Annotated in this window: 22 protein-coding genes and 1 pseudogene; 17 read left to right on the top strand and 6 right to left on the bottom strand. The window is 36.9% G+C overall.

Features of this window, described 5'->3' with window-relative positions; all coding sequences use genetic code 11:
* Window position 1 precedes the first annotated feature (1 nt).
* From ACN0NP_RS04435 to ACN0NP_RS04405, 7 genes are read left to right on the top strand one after another with little or no spacing between them, the layout of a single operon-like run.
* Window positions 2-886 (top strand): hypothetical protein, encoded by an 885-nt coding sequence (locus ACN0NP_RS04435; RefSeq protein ID WP_327083375.1) that lies wholly within the window; start codon window positions 2-4, stop codon window positions 884-886.
* Window positions 879-1,187, top strand: coding sequence for a DUF4176 domain-containing protein (locus ACN0NP_RS04430; RefSeq protein WP_423217642.1), 309 nt, complete (start codon window positions 879-881; stop codon window positions 1,185-1,187). Before ACN0NP_RS04435 ends, ACN0NP_RS04430 begins: the two co-directional genes overlap by 8 nt.
* A 36-nt stretch (window positions 1,188-1,223) precedes the next feature.
* Window positions 1,224-2,207 carry a hypothetical protein gene (locus ACN0NP_RS04425; protein ID WP_423217641.1) on the top strand — a complete coding sequence of 328 codons (984 nt, stop codon included), beginning with the start codon at window positions 1,224-1,226 and terminating at the stop codon, window positions 2,205-2,207.
* 26 nt (window positions 2,208-2,233) lie between these two features.
* Window positions 2,234-2,944 carry a hypothetical protein gene (locus tag ACN0NP_RS04420; protein ID WP_423217640.1) on the top strand — a complete coding sequence of 237 codons (711 nt, stop codon included), beginning with the start codon at window positions 2,234-2,236 and terminating at the stop codon, window positions 2,942-2,944.
* 7 nt (window positions 2,945-2,951) lie between these two features.
* On the top strand, window positions 2,952-3,695 hold the full coding sequence (locus ACN0NP_RS04415) for a hypothetical protein (protein ID WP_423217639.1): 744 nt from the start codon (window positions 2,952-2,954) through the stop codon (window positions 3,693-3,695).
* Between the two features lie 12 nt (window positions 3,696-3,707).
* Entirely contained in the window at window positions 3,708-4,136 is a 429-nt protein-coding gene (locus tag ACN0NP_RS04410) for a hypothetical protein (RefSeq protein ID WP_024344444.1), read from the top strand.
* A gap of 1 nt (window position 4,137) precedes the next feature.
* Entirely contained in the window at window positions 4,138-4,599 is a 462-nt protein-coding gene (locus ACN0NP_RS04405; protein WP_021143327.1) for a DUF5085 family protein, read from the top strand.
* Between the two features lie 26 nt (window positions 4,600-4,625).
* Here ACN0NP_RS04405 and ACN0NP_RS04400 read toward each other — a convergent pair whose 3' ends face one another.
* Window positions 4,626-4,961, bottom strand: a complete 336-nt coding sequence (locus ACN0NP_RS04400) for a TetR/AcrR family transcriptional regulator C-terminal domain-containing protein (protein WP_049805806.1) — start codon at window positions 4,959-4,961, stop codon at window positions 4,626-4,628.
* 89 nt (window positions 4,962-5,050) lie between these two features.
* On the bottom strand, window positions 5,051-5,779 hold the full coding sequence (gene treR, locus ACN0NP_RS04395; protein ID WP_094139909.1) for a trehalose operon repressor: 729 nt from the start codon (window positions 5,777-5,779) through the stop codon (window positions 5,051-5,053).
* A 194-nt stretch (window positions 5,780-5,973) separates the two neighbouring features.
* Here treR and treP point away from each other — a divergent pair, with 194 nt between their 5' ends.
* Together treP and treC are read left to right on the top strand one after the other, a co-directional pair.
* Window positions 5,974-7,950: a PTS system trehalose-specific EIIBC component gene (gene treP, locus ACN0NP_RS04390; protein ID WP_423217638.1), complete on the top strand. Its 1,977-nt coding sequence runs from the start codon at window positions 5,974-5,976 to the stop codon at window positions 7,948-7,950.
* Between the two features lie 11 nt (window positions 7,951-7,961).
* Window positions 7,962-9,614 (top strand): alpha,alpha-phosphotrehalase, encoded by a 1,653-nt coding sequence (gene treC / locus ACN0NP_RS04385; RefSeq protein ID WP_423217637.1) that lies wholly within the window; start codon window positions 7,962-7,964, stop codon window positions 9,612-9,614.
* On the opposite strand, the gene ACN0NP_RS04380 is transcribed toward treC, so the two are convergent.
* The 3 genes from ACN0NP_RS04380 to rpmF all read right to left on the bottom strand — a co-directional run bounded on the left by ACN0NP_RS04380 (window position 9,588) and on the right by rpmF (window position 10,359).
* Window positions 9,588-9,845: a hypothetical protein gene (locus tag ACN0NP_RS04380; RefSeq protein ID WP_423217636.1), complete on the bottom strand. Its 258-nt coding sequence runs from the start codon at window positions 9,843-9,845 to the stop codon at window positions 9,588-9,590. The two genes, treC and ACN0NP_RS04380, sit on opposite strands and share 27 nt — an antisense overlap.
* Before the next feature lie 171 nt (window positions 9,846-10,016).
* The gene (gene rpmG / locus ACN0NP_RS04375; RefSeq protein WP_002262412.1) at window positions 10,017-10,166 is read right to left on the bottom strand and encodes a 50S ribosomal protein L33; all 150 of its coding nucleotides are present in this window, start codon (window positions 10,164-10,166) and stop codon (window positions 10,017-10,019) included.
* Window positions 10,167-10,182: 16 nt separating this feature from the next.
* Window positions 10,183-10,359, bottom strand: a complete 177-nt coding sequence (rpmF, locus tag ACN0NP_RS04370; protein ID WP_003066947.1) for a 50S ribosomal protein L32 — start codon at window positions 10,357-10,359, stop codon at window positions 10,183-10,185.
* Window positions 10,360-10,636: 277 nt separating this feature from the next.
* Between rpmF and hisS the strand changes: the two genes are divergently transcribed.
* From hisS to ACN0NP_RS04345, 5 genes and pseudogenes are all read left to right on the top strand, one after another.
* Window positions 10,637-11,914: a histidine--tRNA ligase gene (gene hisS / locus ACN0NP_RS04365; protein WP_021143315.1), complete on the top strand. Its 1,278-nt coding sequence runs from the start codon at window positions 10,637-10,639 to the stop codon at window positions 11,912-11,914.
* A 155-nt stretch (window positions 11,915-12,069) separates the two neighbouring features.
* Entirely contained in the window at window positions 12,070-13,812 is a 1,743-nt protein-coding gene (gene aspS, locus ACN0NP_RS04360) for an aspartate--tRNA ligase (protein WP_423217635.1), read from the top strand.
* The gene (locus ACN0NP_RS04355; protein ID WP_024344437.1) at window positions 13,812-14,750 is read left to right on the top strand and encodes a YitT family protein; all 939 of its coding nucleotides are present in this window, start codon (window positions 13,812-13,814) and stop codon (window positions 14,748-14,750) included. The genes aspS and ACN0NP_RS04355 overlap by 1 nt, the downstream gene beginning before the upstream one ends.
* A gap of 43 nt (window positions 14,751-14,793) precedes the next feature.
* Entirely contained in the window at window positions 14,794-15,660 is an 867-nt protein-coding gene (locus ACN0NP_RS04350; RefSeq protein ID WP_021143312.1) for a YitT family protein, read from the top strand.
* Window positions 15,661-15,930: 270 nt separating this feature from the next.
* Window positions 15,931-17,355, top strand: a pseudogene (locus ACN0NP_RS04345) (PTS transporter subunit EIIC); the annotation flags it as partial.
* A gap of 145 nt (window positions 17,356-17,500) precedes the next feature.
* Here the strand turns inward: ACN0NP_RS04345 and argS are convergent.
* Window positions 17,501-19,192, bottom strand: a complete 1,692-nt coding sequence (gene argS, locus ACN0NP_RS04340; RefSeq protein ID WP_423217634.1) for an arginine--tRNA ligase — start codon at window positions 19,190-19,192, stop codon at window positions 17,501-17,503.
* Window positions 19,193-19,381: 189 nt separating this feature from the next.
* Between argS and argR the strand changes: the two genes are divergently transcribed.
* Genes argR through mutS form a run of 3 tightly spaced genes read left to right on the top strand, consistent with a single transcriptional unit; the run spans window position 19,382 to window position 22,726 of the window.
* Window positions 19,382-19,819, top strand: a complete 438-nt coding sequence (gene argR, locus ACN0NP_RS04335; protein WP_423217633.1) for an arginine repressor — start codon at window positions 19,382-19,384, stop codon at window positions 19,817-19,819.
* On the top strand, window positions 19,816-20,169 hold the full coding sequence (locus tag ACN0NP_RS04330) for a YlbF family regulator (RefSeq protein ID WP_423217632.1): 354 nt from the start codon (window positions 19,816-19,818) through the stop codon (window positions 20,167-20,169). Before argR ends, ACN0NP_RS04330 begins: the two co-directional genes overlap by 4 nt.
* Window positions 20,156-22,726, top strand: a complete 2,571-nt coding sequence (gene mutS, locus ACN0NP_RS04325) for a DNA mismatch repair protein MutS (RefSeq protein WP_423217631.1) — start codon at window positions 20,156-20,158, stop codon at window positions 22,724-22,726. The genes ACN0NP_RS04330 and mutS overlap by 14 nt, the downstream gene beginning before the upstream one ends.
* Window positions 22,727-22,833 lie beyond the last annotated feature (107 nt).

Genomic DNA, 22,833 nt, shown 5'->3' with positions numbered 1-22,833 from the left:
TATGAAAAAATCACTATTTAGTGCAAGTTTTGAAGAAAGTTTGAATTTAGAAGATGATGGATTTTTACAGTATCAGAAAAAAGATGTTTATTCTAAGTTAGAGAAATATTATGTTAATGGAAAACCGAAAATATCACTGAGAATACAAGGTGCTATTTTGACTTTGATAGGTCCGATTTTGATGAATTTTATGCTACTTGTTGTTTCAATGATGTTTCATGATTCGGACGAAAGCAGTTTAAGAATAATGATATCGAAAGAACCAATTTTAACAGTAGAAGTATATCTTATTTGTCTAATAATTTGGTTATTATTGGTGTTAATTGGAAAAGTTTTTCGTCAAGCTTTTGTGTTGCCATATCGTTATCATTTCCATGTTATAACTTTTTTGCTGTGGTTTATTATGGAAATTAATTTTATCGGAGTTGATTTGGCTTTACCAAATATATCTCCCTTTGGGATACTATTATTCTTTTGTACAGTATTATTTTTAAGCTATTTAATGTTAAAAAAACAGGTTTCTGAATTGAAGAAACGTTTGTACAAAAAATTAACTGATGTAACTTTTAGTGATAGATTAGCAAAAGTAATTTTAGGGTATGGTGGTTCACTGTTAGGTTTAGCAATTATTATTAAATATATTTCTAAGGCTTTTTCAGTAGAGTTTTCGAGTTATTTAACTGGAATAGGTTTTATTTTCCTGTGGGGAATTTTAAATATAGCTATAGTGGCACTTGTAATCTTTATTGAATTTCCAACCTATTTGCATGTTTATTACAAACTCAAATACCCTGAAGAATACCGTGAATGGGAGGGTAAATCTCTTGAAGAATGGTATGGAAAGAAATATTTGAAAAAACACAAGGAGCTACTAGAACATGAATAAATCAAAAGAATTGTTACCACTTGGAAGTATTGTTTATCTTGAAGAAGGAACTCAAAAATTAGTTATTGTTGGTCGTGGGGCCATTTTTGAAGATCCAGAAACTGATGAACAAGTCTTTGCAGATTATATGGGGGTTGTTTATCCAGCAGGCCTTCAAACAAATTCAACATTATTCTTCCAACATGAGAATATCGATGAAGTTGTTTTTGAGGGCTATCATGATGATGAAGAGGACAGATTTTTAAAAGTTTATCATGAGTGGGAAGAAAATTTGAAAATTCCACGAAAACAGATTGATTGATTTTAAGGCGCTTTTGCGCTTTTTCTGTAGGTGTTAATGATAGAAACGACTGTTGGTAGTATCACAGCACCTTACTTGGTGGGGAAAAAATACTATAAAACTGCTAAAAAGTGGGCAACCTCAGCTTATGCTGAATATCGCTTCTCAGAAGATCGACTTGGAAATACAATCATTAAAAAATCCGAGAAAACTGTTGACCGTGTTTTGGATTTTGTTTTTGGAACAAGTAAAACTCTTAAAAAGAAAAAGTCACACAGTATTGTTCAATATCATGGCAATAAAACAGTGACTAAGAGTTTTGAAAAAATGATGAAAACACTTGGTGAAACGGATTATTCAAAAGAAGTCAGAAAGTCATTAAAAACAATTGAAAAAGATGGCTTAAAAGGGGTAGCTAAAGCCAAAGAAATTGCGAAAGGTGTTGTAAGAGGAACAAAATCTAATGTGATTTCTGAAGCTGAGGAAGCATTTAATACAAAAACACTTAAAAATGTGATTAAGGCTACCAAGAAATCTGGTAGAATCACTAAAGGTGTGAAAACAGCATTTAAGGAATCAAATGTTGGAACAGCTCTAAAAACTGGTTCAAAATTTGCGAAGGGTGTAGCTGTTCTTAATGTTGTAGATGGTGTGGTTGAGACTTTTGACAATGTTAGTAAAAATAAAACCCAAGCTAAAAGACAAGGGTTACATGGAGCAGAAGTTTCAGCCAGTGTAGCAACAGGTTTTGCTGTGGACGCAGCTAAAGCTACTGTTAAAGGAGTCGCAAGTACGGCTGCTGCTACAGCAGGAGCGGTAGCAGTGGGTGCCTTTGCAACGGGAGTTCTTGGGCTCACTGCAGCTCCTGTATTAGCAACGGGAATTGTAGCAGTTGTAGCTGCTCTATTTGTAAGTAATAGGATTGATAAGATTGATAAGAGTATTAATCTAACTAACGAAATTAAAACTAAAGCCAATTCGTTTATTAAAGGTTGTGGTGATTTTGTAAAAGGAATGAAAGGTTGGAAACAATGGACTTAAACTTAATTAGGCGACTAAATATATTATTGAAATATCAAGAAGAAAATATTAAAAGTGGTGTGAGTCGAATTGGAAATTATACAGGATTGTTTATATTACATCCTTTCGTACTCTGGAGTTTTTTTACAACAATGAAGAACTCAGAACTCTCGTTTAATTTAAGTAAGTTTATTTTTTACATTGGTCTTATTGTATGGGGAGCTACACTTTTATTGACGCTCATAGATTATTTAAAAAAGAACCAATTTCTTGTTGGAATTTCAACATGTTTAATGTATATTTATGGTATTTTTACCTTACCAATCTCTTCAACAGTAGCTTGGGGAAATAGCAACTTGAATTTTGTGGCTTTGCAAGAAATATCAATTATTTTATGGCCAATAATTTATTATATTATTTTGGCCTATTTCATGATAGATAAAGAAGGAAATGTTTTAAAAAATGATAAAGAAAAACTAATTTTTGCTTATATTATGATATTCCCAGCGGCTCTATCTGTTATTTTTGCTGTCCCAATGGCTTATTTTATTTCGGAATATTATTATATTTACTTAGCTTGGGGATTAGAGGTAACATTTTCTGTTTATTTAGTAGCTATATGGCAATACATCCTCTACCCACTCCGTCACAAGTCTGACTTAGAAGCAGCTTCAGAAGTTCAGAGTAAAGCAGTAAACGCTTTGAATGAGACGTTACAGGAAAAACATTTTGATAAAGATGAAATTAAGGAAGATTGATGGTCACATGGGATTAATTGAACGTTTTAAAATATTGTTGAAGTATCACGAAGGAAATATTAAGTGTGGAGTATCTCGTTCAGGAAATTTATCAGGATTATTTATTTTATATCCTATTGTATTTTTTATGTTTTATGCTACTATGAATGACTCTGAACTTCCAATGGTATTAAATAAAATGATTTTTTATTTGGGTATTATTATTTGGGTGACATCCTTCTTTTTAACTATTTGGGATTTTTTTCATGATAATCAATTTCTTGTTGGGATTTCAACTGGTCTGATGTTTGCTTATTATCTATTTACTTCACCAATTTCATCATCAGCTGCTTGGGGTGATGGTAATTTGAACTTTATTATTTTTCAAGAAACTTCAATTATCTTATATCCTATAATGTGGGAATTTATTTTAGCATACAGCATTGTAAAAAATAACGGAGAAATTTGTTCAGAAAAAACAAGAAGAAGGTTAGCCTATTTAATGTGTACCCCTCTTTTGATTATGGGGATACCAGCAATTCTAATGGCAGAATTTATTTCAGATTATTATCTTATCTATTTAGTCTGGGGATTAAATTCAGTATTTTCTTTTTCGATAATTTCTGGATGGTTTATTATTCTCTACCCCCTTCATCACAAGGATGATGAAGGGGCTGATTTGACAGAAGCTTCAGAAGTTCAAAGTAAAGCAGTGAATGCATTAAATGAGACGTTACAAGAACAATATTTTGATAAAGAGAGATTTAAATAAAAGGGAGTTAAAATGATTGAAAAAGCTATTATTAAGCAAACACATTTAGTGAAAAAGACGGTTCGTATTGAGGCAGATCAGTTGCCAGCTTTATTTGAATATACAGAGTATTTGCCATTTGAATTTGGTATTTATAAAGATGGTCCAACATTTTTTGAAATTACGCCGTCACAATATCAAGAAGAAAAACAAACTTATGATGTTTATATTCCAATTAATACTGAGGTTGCTTCAACTGATGATTTTACGTATGTACCAAGCCTAGAAATAAAAGGTGTGCGCAAGCGAGTGCCTTTTGAGGAAGGACTTGATGAACATTTAAATAGCATGAAAGATTACATGCGAGAAGAAGGTCTGGCTATTCCTGATAAACTCTTTTTAATCATTACACCGGTTTATGGTCAATTATTTGCGGATATTATTATTCCGGAGGAAAATTGAAATGACAGAGATTTTAGAAGGACGCAATCAAACCTTAACGCTATCTAATGTTTGGAGTGTTAATTATACTGTTGAGGTAGATAAGATAGGGATTGCTTTTAAAGATGCCTTAGATAGTATCACAGCTGCTGGTTACACCTTAAAGACTGATTTGTTTTATTCAACACCTCAAGTCGAAGGTCATGATGGCATGCTAGATATCACAGTTTATTTACCTGTGAATGAAGACTATCTAGGAGAAGAGGTTGAATTAGCAGAATTTAATAGCTATTTTTCAATTCCCACCATGTATGGTGTTCGTATTTCAAGCACAAATCCTGAGGATTTTGATAAAGCATTAGAAAAATTACAGGCTATGTTAATTGAGGATGATGCCGAAGAAGCTTCACCAATTTTTTTCATGTCTTCAAAGATTAACGGAACTGTTTATACAGATATTAGAATCGGTGTTCGTTTTGAGTAGAATACAAAAAGCTAGAGACTTAGTCTCTAGCTTTTTTGTGTTTCCATGGTGTAATAAGAATATAAAGGGGCTTTTGCTAAATTTAAAAAGTCTTTTTTAAATTCTTGGGGTGGGATAGGTGCTTCTTGAAGGAGCCAAGTTTTGATAATGACAACGATTTGTTCCACGATAATTTTGGTTAAGACGTCTTTGGGGAGATTAAAGGTTTCGCTTTGGGGACGAATGATGTCTATTGCCCAATCAGTGAAACTTACAATAATTGTGTCTTCAAAACTTTTTGCAACAGTAGCGGTATGTAGTGTTTTTAAATACTCTCGATTTTCGTAGACAAATGGTAACAGCTTATTAGCGATATAATCCATAGGATTACCATCCTTTTCAATATTATATTGGCTGCACCATTGACGAACTTGAACAATGATGTAGTCATCAACGTATTCTTTTTTGATGTTTAATGTTTGGTCGGTAGCAAGTTTTTTCGTGTTGCAAAATCCACAAAGCGGAATTTTTCAAGTTTGTGTCTACTTTCAGTGAACTGAAACTGTTGATTATTGGCAAGATAGACTTTTGATTTGATTGAAACGACGTGATGTTCAGCGCCAATATCAAGAAGTAGTTTGTCACGGTCGTTAAGCTGGTCGATGGTAATTTCTTTTTGAGCATAAGCGATGCTCAGGTGGAGTTGATTTTCAAGATAATCGTAAATAGATTTCTCTGCAATTTCCCGTGTCATATTTGGCACGATTTTTTTATCTAAATAATCAATATCAATGACAGAAGCTGTGCCATCAACCACACGTTGGCGAATCACGCGCCAAACTAAGCTGTTTTTTGAGAATCCTGTCAGCGCAGCAAGTTTCTCATCGACAATCAGCTTATCAATGGAAATGACGTTGGTTTTAGAATTAATACCGAAATTGTCGACAAGTTCTTTATAGCTCGTTAATTTTGAAACAGGAAAGTCAATCGTTTCGCGTTTGATAACTTGTGAACCAGAGCCGTGAATTTTCTTGATTAGTCTTGCTTCGGCAAGCAAGCTCAATGCTTTACGGACGGTGTCGCGACTGACATGATATTGTGTACAGAGTTCATTTTCGGTAGGAAGATAATCACCAGCTGAATAGACTCCTGATGTGATGTCTTTTTCTAGAATTTGGTAAATGTGCTCGTATTTCTTCATGATGTTTTTGAAAATCCTCAACTTTTCTCGATTTGTCTGTAAAATACCATACAACATGATAGATTTCAAGAAAAAAGCAATGAAATTTAGCCAAACAACTTGCCTACAAAATAGAAAACGATTACAATGACTCTTGTAAATACAGCTAGCGACTATTTATAGACTAACGAAGGAGTCGGTTTTACCGAGAAATTATGGGAAAATTTGAAAAAGATGCCCGCGAGATGCTTGAAGCAATCGGTGGGAAAGAAAACATTGCAGCCGTAACACACTGTGCAACGCGCATGCGCTTCGTCTTAAATGATGACAGCAAAGCTGATGTTAAGCGCTTGGAGAAAATTCCAGCAGTTAAAGGAACATTTACAAATGCGGGACAGTTTCAAGTGATTATCGGCAATGATGTTCCAACATTTTACAATGAATTTACTGCGATTTCTGGCATTGAAGGTGTGTCAAAAGAAGCCGCTAAATCAGCTGCGCAGAAAAATCAAAATTGGCTGCAACGTGCGTTATCAATGCTAGCTGAAATCTTTACGCCAATCATTCCAGCTATTATTGTAGGTGGTTTGATACTTGGTTTCCGTAATATTTTAGAGGGTGTTGAGTGGTCAGCACTAGATGGTAAGACAATTGTTGAAGTTTCTCAATTCTGGGCTGGTGTTAACTCATTCTTGTGGTTGCCAGGTGAGGCGATTTTCCATTATTTGCCAGTAGGTATCGTTTGGTCTGTCACACGAAAAATGGGAACTAGTCAGATTTTAGGGATTGTCCTTGGAATTTGTTTGGTATCACCAAATCAACTTCTTAATGCTTATAGTGTAGCAAGTACACCAGCTGCGGAGATTGCAGCAAATTGGTCATGGGATTTTGGTTTCTTTACGATAGAAAAAATTGGTTACCAAGCTCAGGTTATTCCAGCACTTTTAGCAGGTTTATCTCTGGCTTATCTAGAACGTTTCTGGCGTAAACACATTCCAGAAGTTGTTTCAATGATTTTTGTACCATTTCTATCATTGATTCCGGCTCTTATTTTGGCACATACTGTACTTGGTCCGATTGGTTGGACAATTGGTAAAGGAATTTCAGCAGTTGTTCTTGCTGGGTTGACAGGCCCTGTGAAGTGGCTCTTTGGCGCTATTTTTGGAGCACTTTATGCGCCACTTGTTATTACTGGTTTACATCACATGACAAATGCGATTGATACCCAATTGATTGCGGATGCTGGTGGTACTGGGCTTTGGCCGATGATTGCTTTGTCAAATATTGCACAAGGGTCTGCTGTTTTGGCATTTTATTTCATGAATCGTCATGACGAGCGTGAGGCGCAAATCTCGTTGCCAGCTGCGATTTCAGCCTACCTTGGTGTTACAGAACCAGCACTCTTCGGGGTTAACTTGAAATATGTTTACCCATTTGTGGCAGGAATGATTGGTTCTGGTTTAGCAGGTCTTTTCTGTACAAGTTTCAATATTACAGCAAATGCGATTGGTATTGGTGGACTCCCAGGAATTCTTTCTATTCAAGCCAAATACATGGGATTATTTGCGATTAATATGTTGATTGCAGTAGCTGTTCCGTTTATGTTGACCTATGTTTTCCGTAAAGGAAGTATTTTGACAAAAGCTGAAGATGATTTGAAAGATGGAGAAAAATCACAAGTTCAAGCGATAGTAGCTGCGAAAAAAGAGGCGCAAGCGCCTGCTGGAACAATTATTTCTATCCAAAGTCCACTTGTCGGTCATGCAAAAGATTTAAGCCAAGCACAAGACCCTGTTTTTGCACAAGGTGTCATGGGACAAGGAATTGTCATTGAACCGACTGATGGAGAATTGCTTGCTCCGATTAATGGTGTTGTTTCGGCTATTTTCCCAACAAAACACGCAATTGGTTTGATTTCTGACGAGGGTGTGGAGCTTTTGATGCACATAGGTATGGATACTGTAAATCTAAATGGTCAAGGCTTCACAGCTCATGTTAAGCAAGGCGATAGAGTTTCTGTAGGCGATACTTTGATTAGCTTTGATATCGAAGCGATTAAAGCAGCAGGTTATCCAGTTGACACACCTATTATTATTACGAACCAAAATGATTTTCAGGCAGATGTGACAAGAAAAATGCCGTGCGAAGTTACTCACGGAGAAACTATTTTTACAGCTAGCAAATTGTCATAAAGGAGAATAGAGTGACATTTGATAAGAGAAAAGTCGTTTATCAGATTTATCCCAAATCTTTTAAAGACACCACAGGAAATGGTGTCGGGGATTTGCAAGGAATTATTGAAAAATTACCTTATTTGAAAGAGTTAGGTGTTGATGTCATCTGGCTCAATCCTTTCTATCCAAGTCCGCAACGTGACAACGGATATGATATTTCAGATTACACAGCTGTTAATCCTTTATTTGGGACGATGGCTGATTTTGAAGAGTTGGTCCAAAAAGCTAAGAGTTATGGCATTGAGTTGATGCTTGATATGGTGTTAAATCATTGTTCAACCGAGCATGAGTGGTTTCAAAAAGCTTTAGCTGGTGACAAATACTATCAAGATTTCTTCATCTTGCGCGATAAACCAACGAATTGGGTATCAAAATTTGGAGGCAATGCCTGGGCACCTTTTGGGGATACTGGAAAATATTACCTGCATTTATTTGATGTGACACAAGCAGATTTGAATTGGCGTAATTCACATGTCCGTGAAGAGTTGTTTAAAGTGGTTAATTTTTGGCGAGACAAGGGTGTCAAAGGATTCCGATTTGATGTGATTAACTTGATTGGTAAAGATGAAGAGCTGAAAGATAACGAAGCTTTTGATGGTAAACCAGAGTACACTGACCGACCAATTGCGCATGACTATCTAAAAATGCTAAATCAAGCAACGTTTGGGCAAGATGACGATAGCATGACTGTCGGGGAAATGAGTTTTACAAACACTGAAAATTGTATCCAATACAGTAGTCCTGCGAGTCATGAGCTTGATATGGTCTTTAATTTCCATCATCTCAAAGTTGATTATGAAAATGGCCAGAAATGGACTTTAAAGTCATTTGATTTTGAAGAATTGAAATCACTATTTCACACTTGGGGTGAAGAAATGAGTCAAGGTGGTGGCTGGTCAGCTCTCTTTTGGAATAATCACGATCAACCGCGTGCCCTTAATCGTTTTATAGATGTCAAAAAATTCCGTAATGAGGGAGCGACGATGCTCGCGTCGGCTATTCATTTGTCACGTGGGACACCTTACATTTATATGGGGGAGGAAATCGGTATGCTTGACCCTGATTATGATAGTATGGCAGATTATGTTGATGTGGAAAGTTTGAACGCTTATCAAAGTTTGTTGAAATCTGGCAAGACCGAAGCAGAAGCTTTTGCTATTATCTGTGCAAAATCACGTGACAATAGTCGCATTCCCATGCAATGGGATGCCTCTAAAAATGCTGGATTTTCAACAGGTAAACCATGGTTGAAAGTGGGTAAAACTTATCGTGACATTAATGTTGAAAGTGAAAAAAAAGGACCGATTTTCTCCTTCTATCAAAAATTGATTCGTCTTCGAAAAGATATGCCAATTATTGCTGAAGGAAATTATCAGTCTGCTTATCAGGATAATCCTAAAATTTACGCTTTTGAACGTCATTTGGGTGATGAAAGTCTACTAGTTTTAAATAATTTTTTTGCCACAGAAGTTGAGATCGATTTGCCAAAATACTATCAATTTGGAAAAATTCTGTTAAGCAATTATCCAGCAGAAAATCTCTCATCAAAAATCACTCTAAAACCTTATCAAACCCTTGCGATTTATCAAGAAAAATCAGATAGCAAAGATAATTGTCAGTAAACTAGCGATAAGGATGATAATAGTTAGAGCGATAAAAAATTTACCGACTACACTTTTAGGATTGATGGATGTACCAAGTGTTCTTAAGCGCGTGATGTCATCTGTGTTGGAAAATTTTTCACACTCATACCGATACCCAGTGATAATAAGTTCAAGAAGGGCTAAAATCAAACCACATAAGATTAATTTTAGTCCAAATCTGGATAAGATTTTGCCAAATACTAATGCCATTAAGAGAAAAAAGATAAGAAGCGCTAGAAACATAAATAGATAACCTTTTTTCACTTGATGCTTATCCATAACATCACATCCTAACTAACTTTTTCCTTGATTATAGCACTTTTTAGTTTAGACAGTAAAAAACCACTTTAGCAATATTGCTAAAGTGGTTTTTGTATTCAATTATTTTACTTCAGTAAAGATTACGTGTTTACGCAATTTTGGTGAGTATTTTTTCAATTGAAGACGGTCTGGAGTGTTACGTTTGTTTTTTGAAGTAAGGTACAAGCGTTCACCAGATTCTTTGTGTTCAAGTGTAATATTTACGCGCATGGTATCTCCCTTCTAATTATTTAGCTGCTTTAGCGATTTTACGTCCTTTGTAGTATCCTTTAAGTGATACACGGTGAGAACGTGAGTAATCTCCAGTAGTTTCGTCAAATTTAACTGATGGAGCAGTCAATTTGTAGTGTGTACGACGTTTGTTTTTCTTCGCTTTTGAAGTGTGACGTGCAGGTACTGCCATGTTTTATTTCCTCCGATAATATTTTTTAATTTGTTCTTGATTTTGAATCAACTTTAACATAATAACATATCTTTTTTGTAAAGTAAAGTTACTTGACAAAAAAATTTAAAAAGTTGGCTATTTAACGTTTTCAAGTTAAATAATATCTAAAAATGAGGTGTCTCTTCTTCTTTACCGTCCTTTTTTGTGATAAAATAGAAGAGATTGAATAGCTACAATAGTAGAAAGGAATAAATGGGCTGAATTTGCAAAAATTTGGTGCCGGTATATCTTATTTATGAAATTACAAAAACCTAAAGGAACACAAGATATTTTACCTAGCGAAAGTGCTAAATGGCAATATGTCGAAGCTGTTGCGCGTGAAACTTTTAAGAAATATAACTACAGCGAAATTCGTACACCAATGTTCGAACATTACGAAGTTATCAGCCGTTCTGTCGGTGACACAACTGATATCGTGACAAAAGAAATGTATGATTTCCATGATAAAGGTGACCGTCATATCACTTTGCGTCCGGAAGGAACAGCGCCAGTAGTTCGTTCTTTTGTGGAAAATAAATTATTTGCACCAGAAGTTCAAAAACCAGTCAAAATGTACTACATTGGCTCAATGTTCCGTTACGAACGTCCACAAGCTGGTCGTTTACGTGAATTCCACCAAGTTGGTGTTGAGTGCTTTGGCTCAGCAAATCCAGCGACAGACGTTGAAACAATCGCTATGGCTTACCAATTGTTCCAAACATTGGGAATCAAAGATGTGACACTTCACTTGAACACTCTAGGAAGTGCTGCTAGCCGCGCGGCTTACCGTCAAGCTTTGATTGATTATTTGACACCAATGCGTGACAAATTGTCAGCAGATAGTCAACGTCGTTTGGATGAAAACCCACTTCGTGTTCTTGATTCAAAAGAAAAAGAAGATAAGGTAGCTGTTGAAAATGCACCATCAATTCTTGATTACCTCGATGAAGAAAGTCAAGCTCATTTTGATGCTGTGCGTGAAATGCTTGATACGCTTAACATTCCATATGTTATCGATACAAACATGGTTCGTGGACTTGATTACTACAACCACACAATCTTTGAATTCATCACAACAGTTGATAAATCAGATTTGACAATCTGTGCTGGTGGTCGCTACGATAGCCTTGTTGAATACTTTGATGGACCAGAAACACCAGGATTTGGTTTTGGACTTGGTCTTGAACGTTTACTTCTTATCTTGGAAAAACAAGGTATCGAGTTGCCAGTTGAAAAAGAAATGGACACATACATTGCTGTTTTGGGTCAAGGTGCTAACATTAAAGCCCTTGAACTTGTTCAAGCAATCCGTAACCAAGGTTTCTCAGCTGAACGTGATTACCTTGGACGTAAAATCAAAGCTCAATTCAAATCAGCTGATGCTTTCAACGCCAAAACAATTATCACATTAGGTGAAAGTGAAATTGAAGCTGGTCAAGTAACTGTGAAAAATAACAAAACTCGTGAAGAAGTTTCAGCAAGCTTTGCCGAAATCGAGTCAAACTTCGGTGAAATCTTGGCAAAACTAAGCTAAGAATAGCTAAAATTCAAGGCGTTATGGATGCCATGCTAATGAAAAGGCTTAATGAGAAAAGAATTTGAAAAACTCCGCCACATGGGTGGGGTTTTTCTTTGCTTTTTGCTATAATAGATAAGAATGAATAAATTTTAAACGGAGAATCGTATCAAATGAAACGTACAATGTATGCTGGTCGTGTTCGCAGCGAACACATTGGTCAAGAAATTACCTTAAAAGGTTGGGTCGGACGTCGTCGTGACCTAGGTGGACTTATCTTCATCGATCTTCGTGACCGTGAAGGAATTATGCAACTAGTCATTAATCCAGAAAAAGTTTCAAGTGATGTTATGGCGACAGCAGAAAAACTTCGTAACGAATTCGTTATCGAAGTTACTGGTGAAGTTGCACAACGTGAACAAGCAAACAAAAACTTGCCAACTGGTGAAGTTGAGTTGAAAGTAACTGCTTTGACAATCTTGAATACAGCTAAAACAACACCATTTGAAATCAAAGATGATGTTGAAGTCAGTGATGATAACCGTCTTCGTTACCGTTACTTGGATCTTCGTCGTCCAAAAATGCTTAACAACTTTAAATTACGTGCAAAAGTTACTCACTCAATCCGTAACTACTTGGATGGTCTTGAATTTATCGATGTTGAAACACCAATGTTGACAAAATCAACTCCAGAAGGTGCGCGTGACTACTTGGTACCAAGTCGTGTTAACCAAGGTCATTTCTATGCTTTGCCACAAAGTCCACAAATCACAAAACAATTGTTGATGAATGCTGGTTTTGACCGCTACTATCAAATTGTTAAATGTTTCCGTGACGAAGACTTGCGTGGTGACCGTCAACCTGAATTTACACAAGTTGATATGGAAACATCATTCTTGTCAGATAAAGATATCCAAGATATCACTGAAGGAATGATTGCAAAAGTCATGAAAGATATTAAAGGAATCGATGTTACATTACCATTCCCACGTATGTCTTATGACGATGCGATGAACAATTACGGTTCAGATAAACCTGATACACGTTTTGAAATGCTTTTACAAGACTTGACAGACCTTGTCAAGGATGTTGACTTCAAAGTCTTCTCACAAGCTCCAGTCGTAAAAGCAATTGTTGTTAAAGGTAACGCTGATAAATACTCACGTAAAAGCATTGATAAATTAACTGAATTCGCAAAACAATTCGGTGCTAAAGGTCTTGCTTGGGTTAAATTCACAGACGGTTCTCTAAATGGACCTGTTGCTAAATTCTTGACAACTATTGAAGATGAGTTGACAGCAAGTTTACAACTTGAAGACAACGATTTGGTTCTCTTTGTAGCTGATACACTTGAAGTTGCTAACAATACACTTGGTGCCCTTCGTACTCGTATCGCTAAAGAACTTGATATGGTTGACAACTCTAAATTCAACTTCCTTTGGGTTGTTGATTGGCCAATGTTTGAATGGTCTGAAGAAGAAGGACGTTACATGTCAGCTCACCACCCATTCACATTGCCAACTGAAGAATCAGCTCACGAATTAGAAGGTGACCTTGCTAAAGTTCGTGCCGTTGCATACGATATCGTTCTTAATGGTTATGAACTTGGTGGTGGTAGTCTTCGTATCAACCAACGTGAATTGCAAGAACGTATGTTCAAAGCTCTTGGCTTTACAGCTGAAGAAGCAAATGACCAATTTGGTTTCTTGCTAGAAGCTATGAACTATGGTTTCCCACCACACGGTGGACTTGCTATCGGTCTTGACCGCTTCGTTATGCTTCTTGCTGGTGAAGATAACATTCGTGAAGTTATTGCTTTCCCTAAAAATAACAAAGCAACTGACCCAATGACACAAGCACCAAGTCTTGTATCAGACAAACAATTGGATGAATTGGCTTTATCAACTAAAAACTAATGATTAAAAAAGCATCTCTCAAAAAGAAAACAAAATATATTGTAAGCCGCTGGGCTAAAAAATATGGTCTTTTAAAAACGATGCAAAGCATTTCAAGAGAGAAGTACGCGGAAAAAATTTCCGCTTCTCTTTTTTATGGCTTGCTTTCTGCTATCGCGGTGAATTTCTTCTTCCAACCAGGTCACGTTTATTCAAGTGGAGCAACTGGTTTGGCACAGGTTTTATCTGCTATTAGCGAGCGTGTGATTGGATTTAAGTTACCAATTTCTATCGTTTTTTATGCGATTAACATACCGCTTTTGATTTTAGCTTGGTATAAAATTGGTCACAAATTCACTGTTTTTACCCTTATCACAGTTTCGATGAGTTCTTTCTTCATCCAAATCGTTCCTGAGGTTACTTTAACACCAGACCCTTTGGTTAATGCCATTTTTGGTGGTTTGGTCATGGGAACGGGTGTCGGATTTAGTTTGAAATCTCGTATTTCTAGTGGTGGTACTGATATCGTCAGTCTGACCATTCGCAAGAAAACAGGTCGTGATGTCGGAAGTATTTCTCTCATGGTAAATGGTGTTATCATGATTTTTGCGGGTATCTTATTTGGTTGGCAATATGCGCTTTATTCAATGGTGACTATTTTTGTTTCAAGTCGTGTGACGAATGCGATTTTCACCAAACAAAAGAAAATGCAAGCAATGATTGTCACAAGTTGCCCTGAAAAAGTTATCGCGATGATTCATACCAAACTACACCGTGGTGTGACACAGATTAACGATGCTGAAGGTACTTATAATCATGAGAAGAAAGCTGTGCTACTAGCTATTATTACCCGTGAGGAATATGCTGATTTTAGATATTTAATGAAAAAGACTGATCCAAAAGCTTTCGTTTCCGTTGCTGAGAATGTTCATATTATTGGTCGATTCGTTGATGATTAGTCTTTACTGTTAGATTTCCTATGATTTTTAGGAGGAGTGTTACATGTCTCAAACATTAAAAAAAGTTCGAAGTCTATTGCTCATTGCTTTAGGTGTGGCAATTTATACTTTTGGCTTTGTTAAATTCAATATGGCAAACGCTCTTGCTGAAGGTGGCGTTGCCGGAGTTACATTGATTATTCATGCGCTGTACGGCATTAACCCTGCTTATACTTCCCTTATTTTAAACGTTCCACTGTTTATTTTAGGAGCGCGTATCTTTGGGAAAAAATCGCTAGCGCTGACCATCTATGGAACGGTTTTAATGTCAGTCTTTATTTGGATTTGGCAAAGAGTGCCAATTCAGATTGTTCTTCATAATGATATGATGTTGGTTGCGGTTGTTGCTGGTCTATTTGCCGGTGTTGGTAGTGGATTAGTTTTCCGATATGGAGCAACAACTGGTGGTACTGATATCATCGGACGTGTGGTTGAAGAAAAATTTGGTACGAAACTTGGTCAAACACTTCTCTTCGTAGATGCTGTTGTACTTACAGCTTCTTTAGTCTACATTGACTTGCAACACATGCTTTATACTTTGGTAGCGAGCTTTGTTTACAGTCAAGTATTGACGATTGTGCAAAATGGTGGTTATACGGTACGTGGTATGATTATCATTACACAAAAATCTGAAGAAGCTGCGCAAGCTATTCTCAATGAAATCAATCGTGGTGTTACTTTCCTTAATGGTAAGGGTGCTTACTCAGGAAATGAAAAGAATATTTTGTACGTGGTTTTAAATCCAGGTGAAGTTCGTGATGTCAAAGGCATTATGGCAAACTTGGATCCAGATGCGTTCATTTCTATTATTGATGTTGATGAAGTCGTGTCTTCAGACTTTAAAATCAGACGAAAAAATTACGATAAATAAAAACAAAGATGAGGTGAAAAATCACCCATCTTTATTTTTTTGATATTATTATCTGAAAAAATGATAGTATATTACTAAAGTGTATGTAAACGCTTGCTCGATAAATTTATTGTGCTATCATGATTAGTGTAAGGATTGTTACTGGTCAAGCAGGCAAAACCTAAATAGATACTGAAAGGATTGTAAGACTCCGCTGCTTACAAGTTTATTTGGTATTTATTTAGGTTTTTCTTTATGGTCAGAAAAGAAAAATAGGAGGAGCTTATTCGTATGGCAAAATATACTGAATTAGCAAAAGACATTATCGCACACGTTGGTGGTAGAGAAAACATCAATAGTCTAAAACACTGTGTTACACGTCTTCGTTTTGATTTGAAAGATGAATCAAAAGCTGATGATGATTACCTCAAACAACGTGATGGTATTGTAACAGTTGTTAAAGCTGGTGGACAATATCAAGTTGTTATCGGAAATCACGTTCCAGATGTCTATGACGAAGTTGTGAAAGTTGGGGGGGTAGCAGCTGGAGGTAGTTTAGACATTGATGAAGGAGATACAAAAGCTAAAGGCAATCTTTTTGACCAATTCGTCGCTTTGGTATCAAGTCTATTCCAACCAATGCTTGGAGCTTTGTCAGCAGCTGGTATGTTAAAAGGTGTTGTTGCCTTGATGGCAGCTTGTGGCGTACCAGCAACTGATGGAGCCTACATTGTCCTAAATGCAGTTGGTGATGGATTCTTCCAATTCTTACCAATTATCTTAGCTTATAATGCTGCTAATCGTTTCAAGATGAACAAATTTACAGCAATGGCTATCGCTTTTGCTCTAGTTTATCCTGATATTGCTCAAAGTTTTACTGGAGATGCTCCTCTTTATACGTTATTTAAAGGAACTGTCATTGAATCAGATATTTATGCGACATTCCTTGGCTTGCCAATTATTTTCCCAGCATCAAGCTACCTACAAACTGTTCTTCCAATTTTACTTGCCATTTTTGTAGGAGCAAAATTAGAAAAATTCTTTAATAAAGTAATTCCAGATGTTGTGAAAGTTTTCGTGGTTCCATTCTTTGTTATGCTAATCACAGTTCCGCTTGCTTTTATCATCATTGGACCTTTGATGACTTGGGCATCAGACCTTGTTGGTGTTGTCTTCCAAGCAATCTATGACTTTAATCCAGTTATTTTTGGTATTATTTTGGGTGCTTTATGGCAAGTGCTTGTTATGTTTGGACTTCACTGGGGTCTTGTTCCAATTGCGATTTTGGATTTTGCGACAAAAGGTTACAGTAATCTCCTTGTAGCTTCTGTTTCAATCTGTTTCGCTCAGGCTGGTTCACTCCTTAACATTTTCTTTAGAACCAAAGAAGATAAAGTGAAACAACTGACAATTCCAGCCTTTATTTCAGCTCTATTTGGGGTAACAGAGCCTGCTATTTATGGTATTACACTTCCAATGCGTATGCCATTTATCATGACTTGTGTTGCTGGTGCCATCCAAGGTGCATTCCTAGGATTCTTTAATGTAACTGGCTATACAATGGGAGGTATGGGATTGTTTGCCATTCCGTCATATATCTTACCAGCAGGTATGACTGGTGATGCTAATAACGTTTGGTACTTCATCGCTTCAATCTTTATCTCATTTATCTTGGGATTTGTTTTGACACAATTTACAAAAATCCCAAAACTCTATGAAAAATAGTTGGTTTAAAAAGGGAATAAGAAAAGCCGCAATTAGCGGCTTTTCTTATGTGTGGGATAGTAATTATGCTCGATTTTACCTCATATTCCCTAGAAAGATAAAAAAGATGTCGCTATTAGCAACATCTTTTTTGAAATTACATTTCGTTTGGTGCTTCAACGCCAAGAAGACGAAGTGCTTCTTTAAGAACTGTAGCAGTTGCGTAGCTGAGGGCTAGACGGCTGTCACGTTCTGGATTTTCGTCAAGGATACGTGTGTGTGCGTAATATTTGTTGAAGCTTTGTGCAAGGCTGATAGCGAATTTTGCAATGATTGATGGCTCAAAATTGTCAGCTGCACGTTTGATAATACGTGGGAAGTCTTGGATAAGTTTGATAATTTCCCAGCTTTCAGCATCGTTAAGGCTGTAAACGTCATTTACAGATGGTGTAAACTCAGCTTTGCGAAGGATTGATTGGATACGAGCGTGAGCGTATTGAACGTAAGGTCCAGTTTCACCTTCAAATGATACCATAGCATCAAGGTCAAAGTCATAACCATTCAAGCGGTCTGTTTTCAAATCGTAGAATTTAATTGCTCCGACACCAACGGCGTGAGCGACAGCTTCTTTGTTAGCAAGGTTAGGATTTTTAGCGTTGATTTGGTCTTCAGCGCGTTTAACAGCTTCAGCGATTGTTGGTTCAAGAAGGATAACATTACCTTTACGAGTTGATAGTTTTTTACCTTCTTTTGTAACAAGACCAAATGGCACGTGAGTGATATCTTCATTCCATTCGAAGTCCATTTCGTTAAGAACAGCTTTTAATTGTTTGAAGTGAGCTGATTGTTCGTTACCAACGACGTAGATGGCTTTGGCAAAGTCATAAGTACGTTTGCGGTAAAGAGCGGCAGCCAAGTCACGTGTGATGTAAAGTGTTGCACCGTCAGATTTTTTGATAAGTGCTGGGTGTTCGATACCATATTTTTCAAGGTTAACAACTTGAGCACCTTGAGATTCTTCAAGAAGACCTTTTTCAGTCAAGATATCGACAACTTCATCCATTTTGTCATTGTAGAAAGCTTCACCATTAAAGCTATCAAATGAAACACCAAGTTCATTGTAAAGGCGGTTGAATTCTACAAGACTTTCGTCACGGAACCATTGCCATAGTGAGATAGCATCTTCGTCGCCTGCTTCCAATTTACGGAACCATTCGCGAGCTTCTTCATCAAGTTCTGGTTTAGTTTCAGCTTCAGCGTTGATACGAACGTAAAGTTTCAAGAGTTCGTCGATTGGATGAGCTTTAACAGCTTCTTCGTCACCCCATTTTTTGTAGGCAACAATCAACATACCGAACTGTTTACCCCAGTCACCAAGGTGATTGATTTTAACAGCTTTATAACCGAGTTTTTCAAAAATGTTAGCCAAGCTATCACCGATAACAGTTGAACGAAGGTGTCCAATTGAGAATGGTTTAGCGATATTTGGGCTAGACATATCGATAGCAACATTGCGACCTTGTCCTAAATCTTGGCTAGCATAGTCGCTTCCGTTTGCGATAACTTTTCCGAGAACATCAGCAGAGATGCTTTTTTTGTCAAGGAAGAAGTTGATGTATGGACCAACAGCTTCAATTTTTTCAAAACCTGTTTTATCCAATTTTTCAGCAATATCAGCTGCAATCATTTGTGGTGCTTTACGGAGGATTCGAGCCAATGAGAATGCAGGGAAAGCAAGGTCACCCATATCAGAATTTTTTGGGATTTCAAGCAGATTAACAATTTGTTCTTGGTCTAATTCTGGAACAATAGTTTGAATGCGTTCTGCAATTGTACGTTTAGTATCCATAATTTTCTCCTAAATTAGTTAGTCATATTATTTTAACATAAAAATAAGAAATAAACGAGGTTCCTGTCAAGAAAACGTTTGAAGTAAGAAAAATTAAGCTATTAAAGGAAAGATGGGCTGTGAAAGGGTGAAAATATTTTATTTTTTTGGTATAATTTTAAGGATAAATATACACAAAGGGAAACTTAGATGAATAAAATAGAACGTCAAAATCGAATCAAACGATTGATTCAATCTGGGCATATTGGAACCCAAGAAGAAATCAAGCGACATTTGCAAGAAGAAGGTATTAACGTCACACAAGCAACCCTATCACGTGACCTTCGTGAGATTGGGCTCTTAAAATTGCGTGATGCTTCTGGAAAACTTTATTACAGTTTGTCTGAAACGTCAGAGACAACTTTTGGAGCTAACATTCGCTCATATATTTTGAAAGTGGCTCGTGCTGGTTTCATGCTTGTGCTTCATACTAATCTTGGTGAGGCTGATGTTTTGGCAAACTTGATTGACAGCAGTGACATTTCAGAAGTCCTTGGAACTATAGCAGGTGCTGATACGCTATTGGTTATTTGCAAGGATGAAGAAACTGCTCAAGCATTTGAGCGTGATTTAGCAACAGGGCTATGATTGACTACGACCAAGCCGTTGAACATTTGGTTGAAGCTATCCAAAAGCATGATAGCGTAGTCGAATTTCAAAAGGCAGAAAAAAAGATTAAAGAATTTCCAGAACTAGACAGTTTGGTCAAAGAGATGAAGGCATACCAGCAAGAAGCTGTTTTATTTCAAAAGCTTGATAAAACAGTTGCTGAGAAAACTGCTGGTATGCAGGCTGACCAGCTGCAAGAGGAATTATCAGAACTTCCAATTGTTAAAGATTATCGTGATAAAATGCAAGATGCGAGTGATCTGATTCAATATATTACAAACAGCTTGGAAATGAAAATTAACGAGGAGTTAAGTGATGGCAAAAGATAAAATTTCTCCAGGCATGCAACAGTATTTGGATGTTAAAAAAGACTATCCAGATGCTTTTTTACTTTTCCGCATGGGAGATTTTTACGAATTATTTTACGATGATGCAGTTAAGGCTGCACAGATTTTAGAGATTAGTTTGACTAGTCGAAATAAAAACGCTGAAAATCCTATTCCAATGGCAGGGGTACCATATCACTCAGCTCAGCAATATATTGATGTCCTTGTTGAAATGGGCTACAAAGTTGCGATTGCAGAACAAATGGAAGATCCCAAGAAAGCAGTCGGTGTTGTAAAACGTGAAGTTGTTCAAGTCATTACGCCAGGTACGGCAGTTGATTCGACAAAACCTGACAATGCCAATAATTTCTTGGTGGCTATTGATTCTGATGGCAAGACTTTTGGTTTAGCCTACATGGATGTGTCGACAGGTGAGTTTTATGCGACAAGTCTGTCAGATTTTGCCAGTCTTAAAAGTGAAATCCTAAACCTTAAAGCACGTGAGATTGTTGTCGGCTACGAACTTTCAGAAGAAGAAAAACACAGTCTTGTTAAACAACTCAATTTACTCTTATCGTTTGAACAAGAACGTTTTGAAGATGTGCACTTGATTGATTCTAATTTGGCATCTTTGGAGATTTCAGCTGCTGAGAAATTACTACAGTACGTCCATACCACTCAAAAACGTGAGCTCAGCCATTTGCAAAAATTGGTTCACTATGAAATCAAAGATTATCTTCAAATGTCTTATACGACAAAATCAAGTCTTGATTTGTTAGAAAATGCACGTACAAGTAAGAAACACGGTAGTCTTTATTGGTTGCTTGATGAGACAAAGACTGCTATGGGTATGCGTCTTTTGCGTAATTGGATTGACCGTCCTTTGGTTAATCGAGAACAAATCGAAGAGCGTCAAAATATCATTCAAGTTTTCTTAGACAATTTCTTTGAGCGTAGTGATTTGACGGATAGTCTTAAGGGTGTTTATGATATTGAACGCTTGGCGAGTCGTGTGTCATTTGGTAAGGCTAATCCAAAAGACCTTCTTCAACTTGGTCATACTTTGGGGCAAGTGCCTACTATCAAGGCTATTTTGGAATCCTTTGATAGTCCATACCTTGACAAACTTGTCAACAGCATTGACACTCTTCCTGAGTTGGAATTATTGATTAGCTCTGCTATTGATCCAGATGCTCAAGCTGTTATTACAGAAGGTAGCATCATTAAAACTGGTTTTGATGAGACTTTGGATAAATACCGCAAAGTCATGCGTGAAGGCACAAGCTGGATTGCTGAGATTGAAGCTAAAGAACGTGCCGCAAGTGGTATTACAAATCTAAAAATTGATTACAATAAAAAAGATGGCTACTATTTCCATGTCACAAATTCTAACCTTTCTTTAGTACCAGATTATTTCTTCCGTAAAGCAACTTTGAAGAATTCAGAACGTTTTGGTACGGCAGAACTGGCTAAAATTGAAGGTGAAATGTTAGAAGCGCGTGAACAATCAGCAAGCCTAGAATACGATATTTTCATGCGTGTTCGTGCGCAGGTTGAACGTTATATTTCTCGTTTGCAAGACTTAGCAAAAGCCATTTCAACAGTCGATGTTTTGCAAAGTTTAGCTGTGGTTGCTGAAAACAATCATTATGTGCGTCCAACTTTCAACGATAGCCATGAGATTAAGATTGAAAAAGGTCGTCACGCAGTCGTTGAAAAAGTCATGGGTACTCAGGAATATATTCCAAATACGATTACATTTGGTAGAAATACTAATATTCAGTTGATTACTGGTCCTAATATGAGTGGTAAGTCAACTTATATGCGTCAGCTAGCATTGACTGTTATCATGGCACAAATGGGGTCTTATGTCGCTGCTGAAAGTGTCAGCCTACCAGTATTCGATGCTATTTTCACACGTATTGGCGCAGCAGATGACTTGATTTCAGGTCAGTCAACCTTCATGGTAGAAATGATGGAAGCTAACCAAGCTATTAAACGTGCTAGTGATAAGTCTCTGATTCTCTTTGATGAATTGGGACGTGGTACGGCAACCTATGATGGTATGGCTTTGGCACAATCTATTATTGAGTATATTCACGACCATATTGGGGCTAAAACGATGTTTGCAACGCACTATCATGAATTGACAGCTCTGTCAACGAAGTTGACACACCTTGTCAACGTCCATGTTGCAACCCTTGAACGTAATGGTGATGTGACTTTTCTTCACAAGATTGCAGAAGGACCAGCTGATAAATCCTATGGTATTCACGTTGCGAAAATTGCAGGCTTACCAGAAGATTTATTACAACGTGCAGACAGCATTTTAACTAATCTTGAATCAGGTGCTGCGCAGCTTCATTTGACACCAGAAGTTGACAGTGAACCAGTAGCAACTGAGTCAGAAGTTTCAGAACCTGTAGCGGAGCAATTGAGTCTTTTTGCAGAAGATTCTTCTAATCAAGAAGTGATTGAAGCACTTAAGAAAGTTGATTTGATGAACTTGACACCTATGCAGGCTATGAATGTCATCTATGAATTGAAAAATATGTTATAAATAAGGAGGCAATCAAAAAAGGATTGCCTTTTTACTTTGTGTTATAATTAGAGGTAAACAATCGTTAATGAAAGGAAGAGAGGCAGCCTTTGAGCGCTTCTATCAGA

The organism is Streptococcus equinus (assembly GCF_049393805.1).
In the GTDB taxonomy this organism is placed as follows: Bacteria; Bacillota; Bacilli; order Lactobacillales; family Streptococcaceae; genus Streptococcus; species Streptococcus equinus.
The sequence above is the reverse complement of the archived record's forward strand: the minus strand, read 5'-3'. Positions and strand labels throughout refer to the sequence as shown.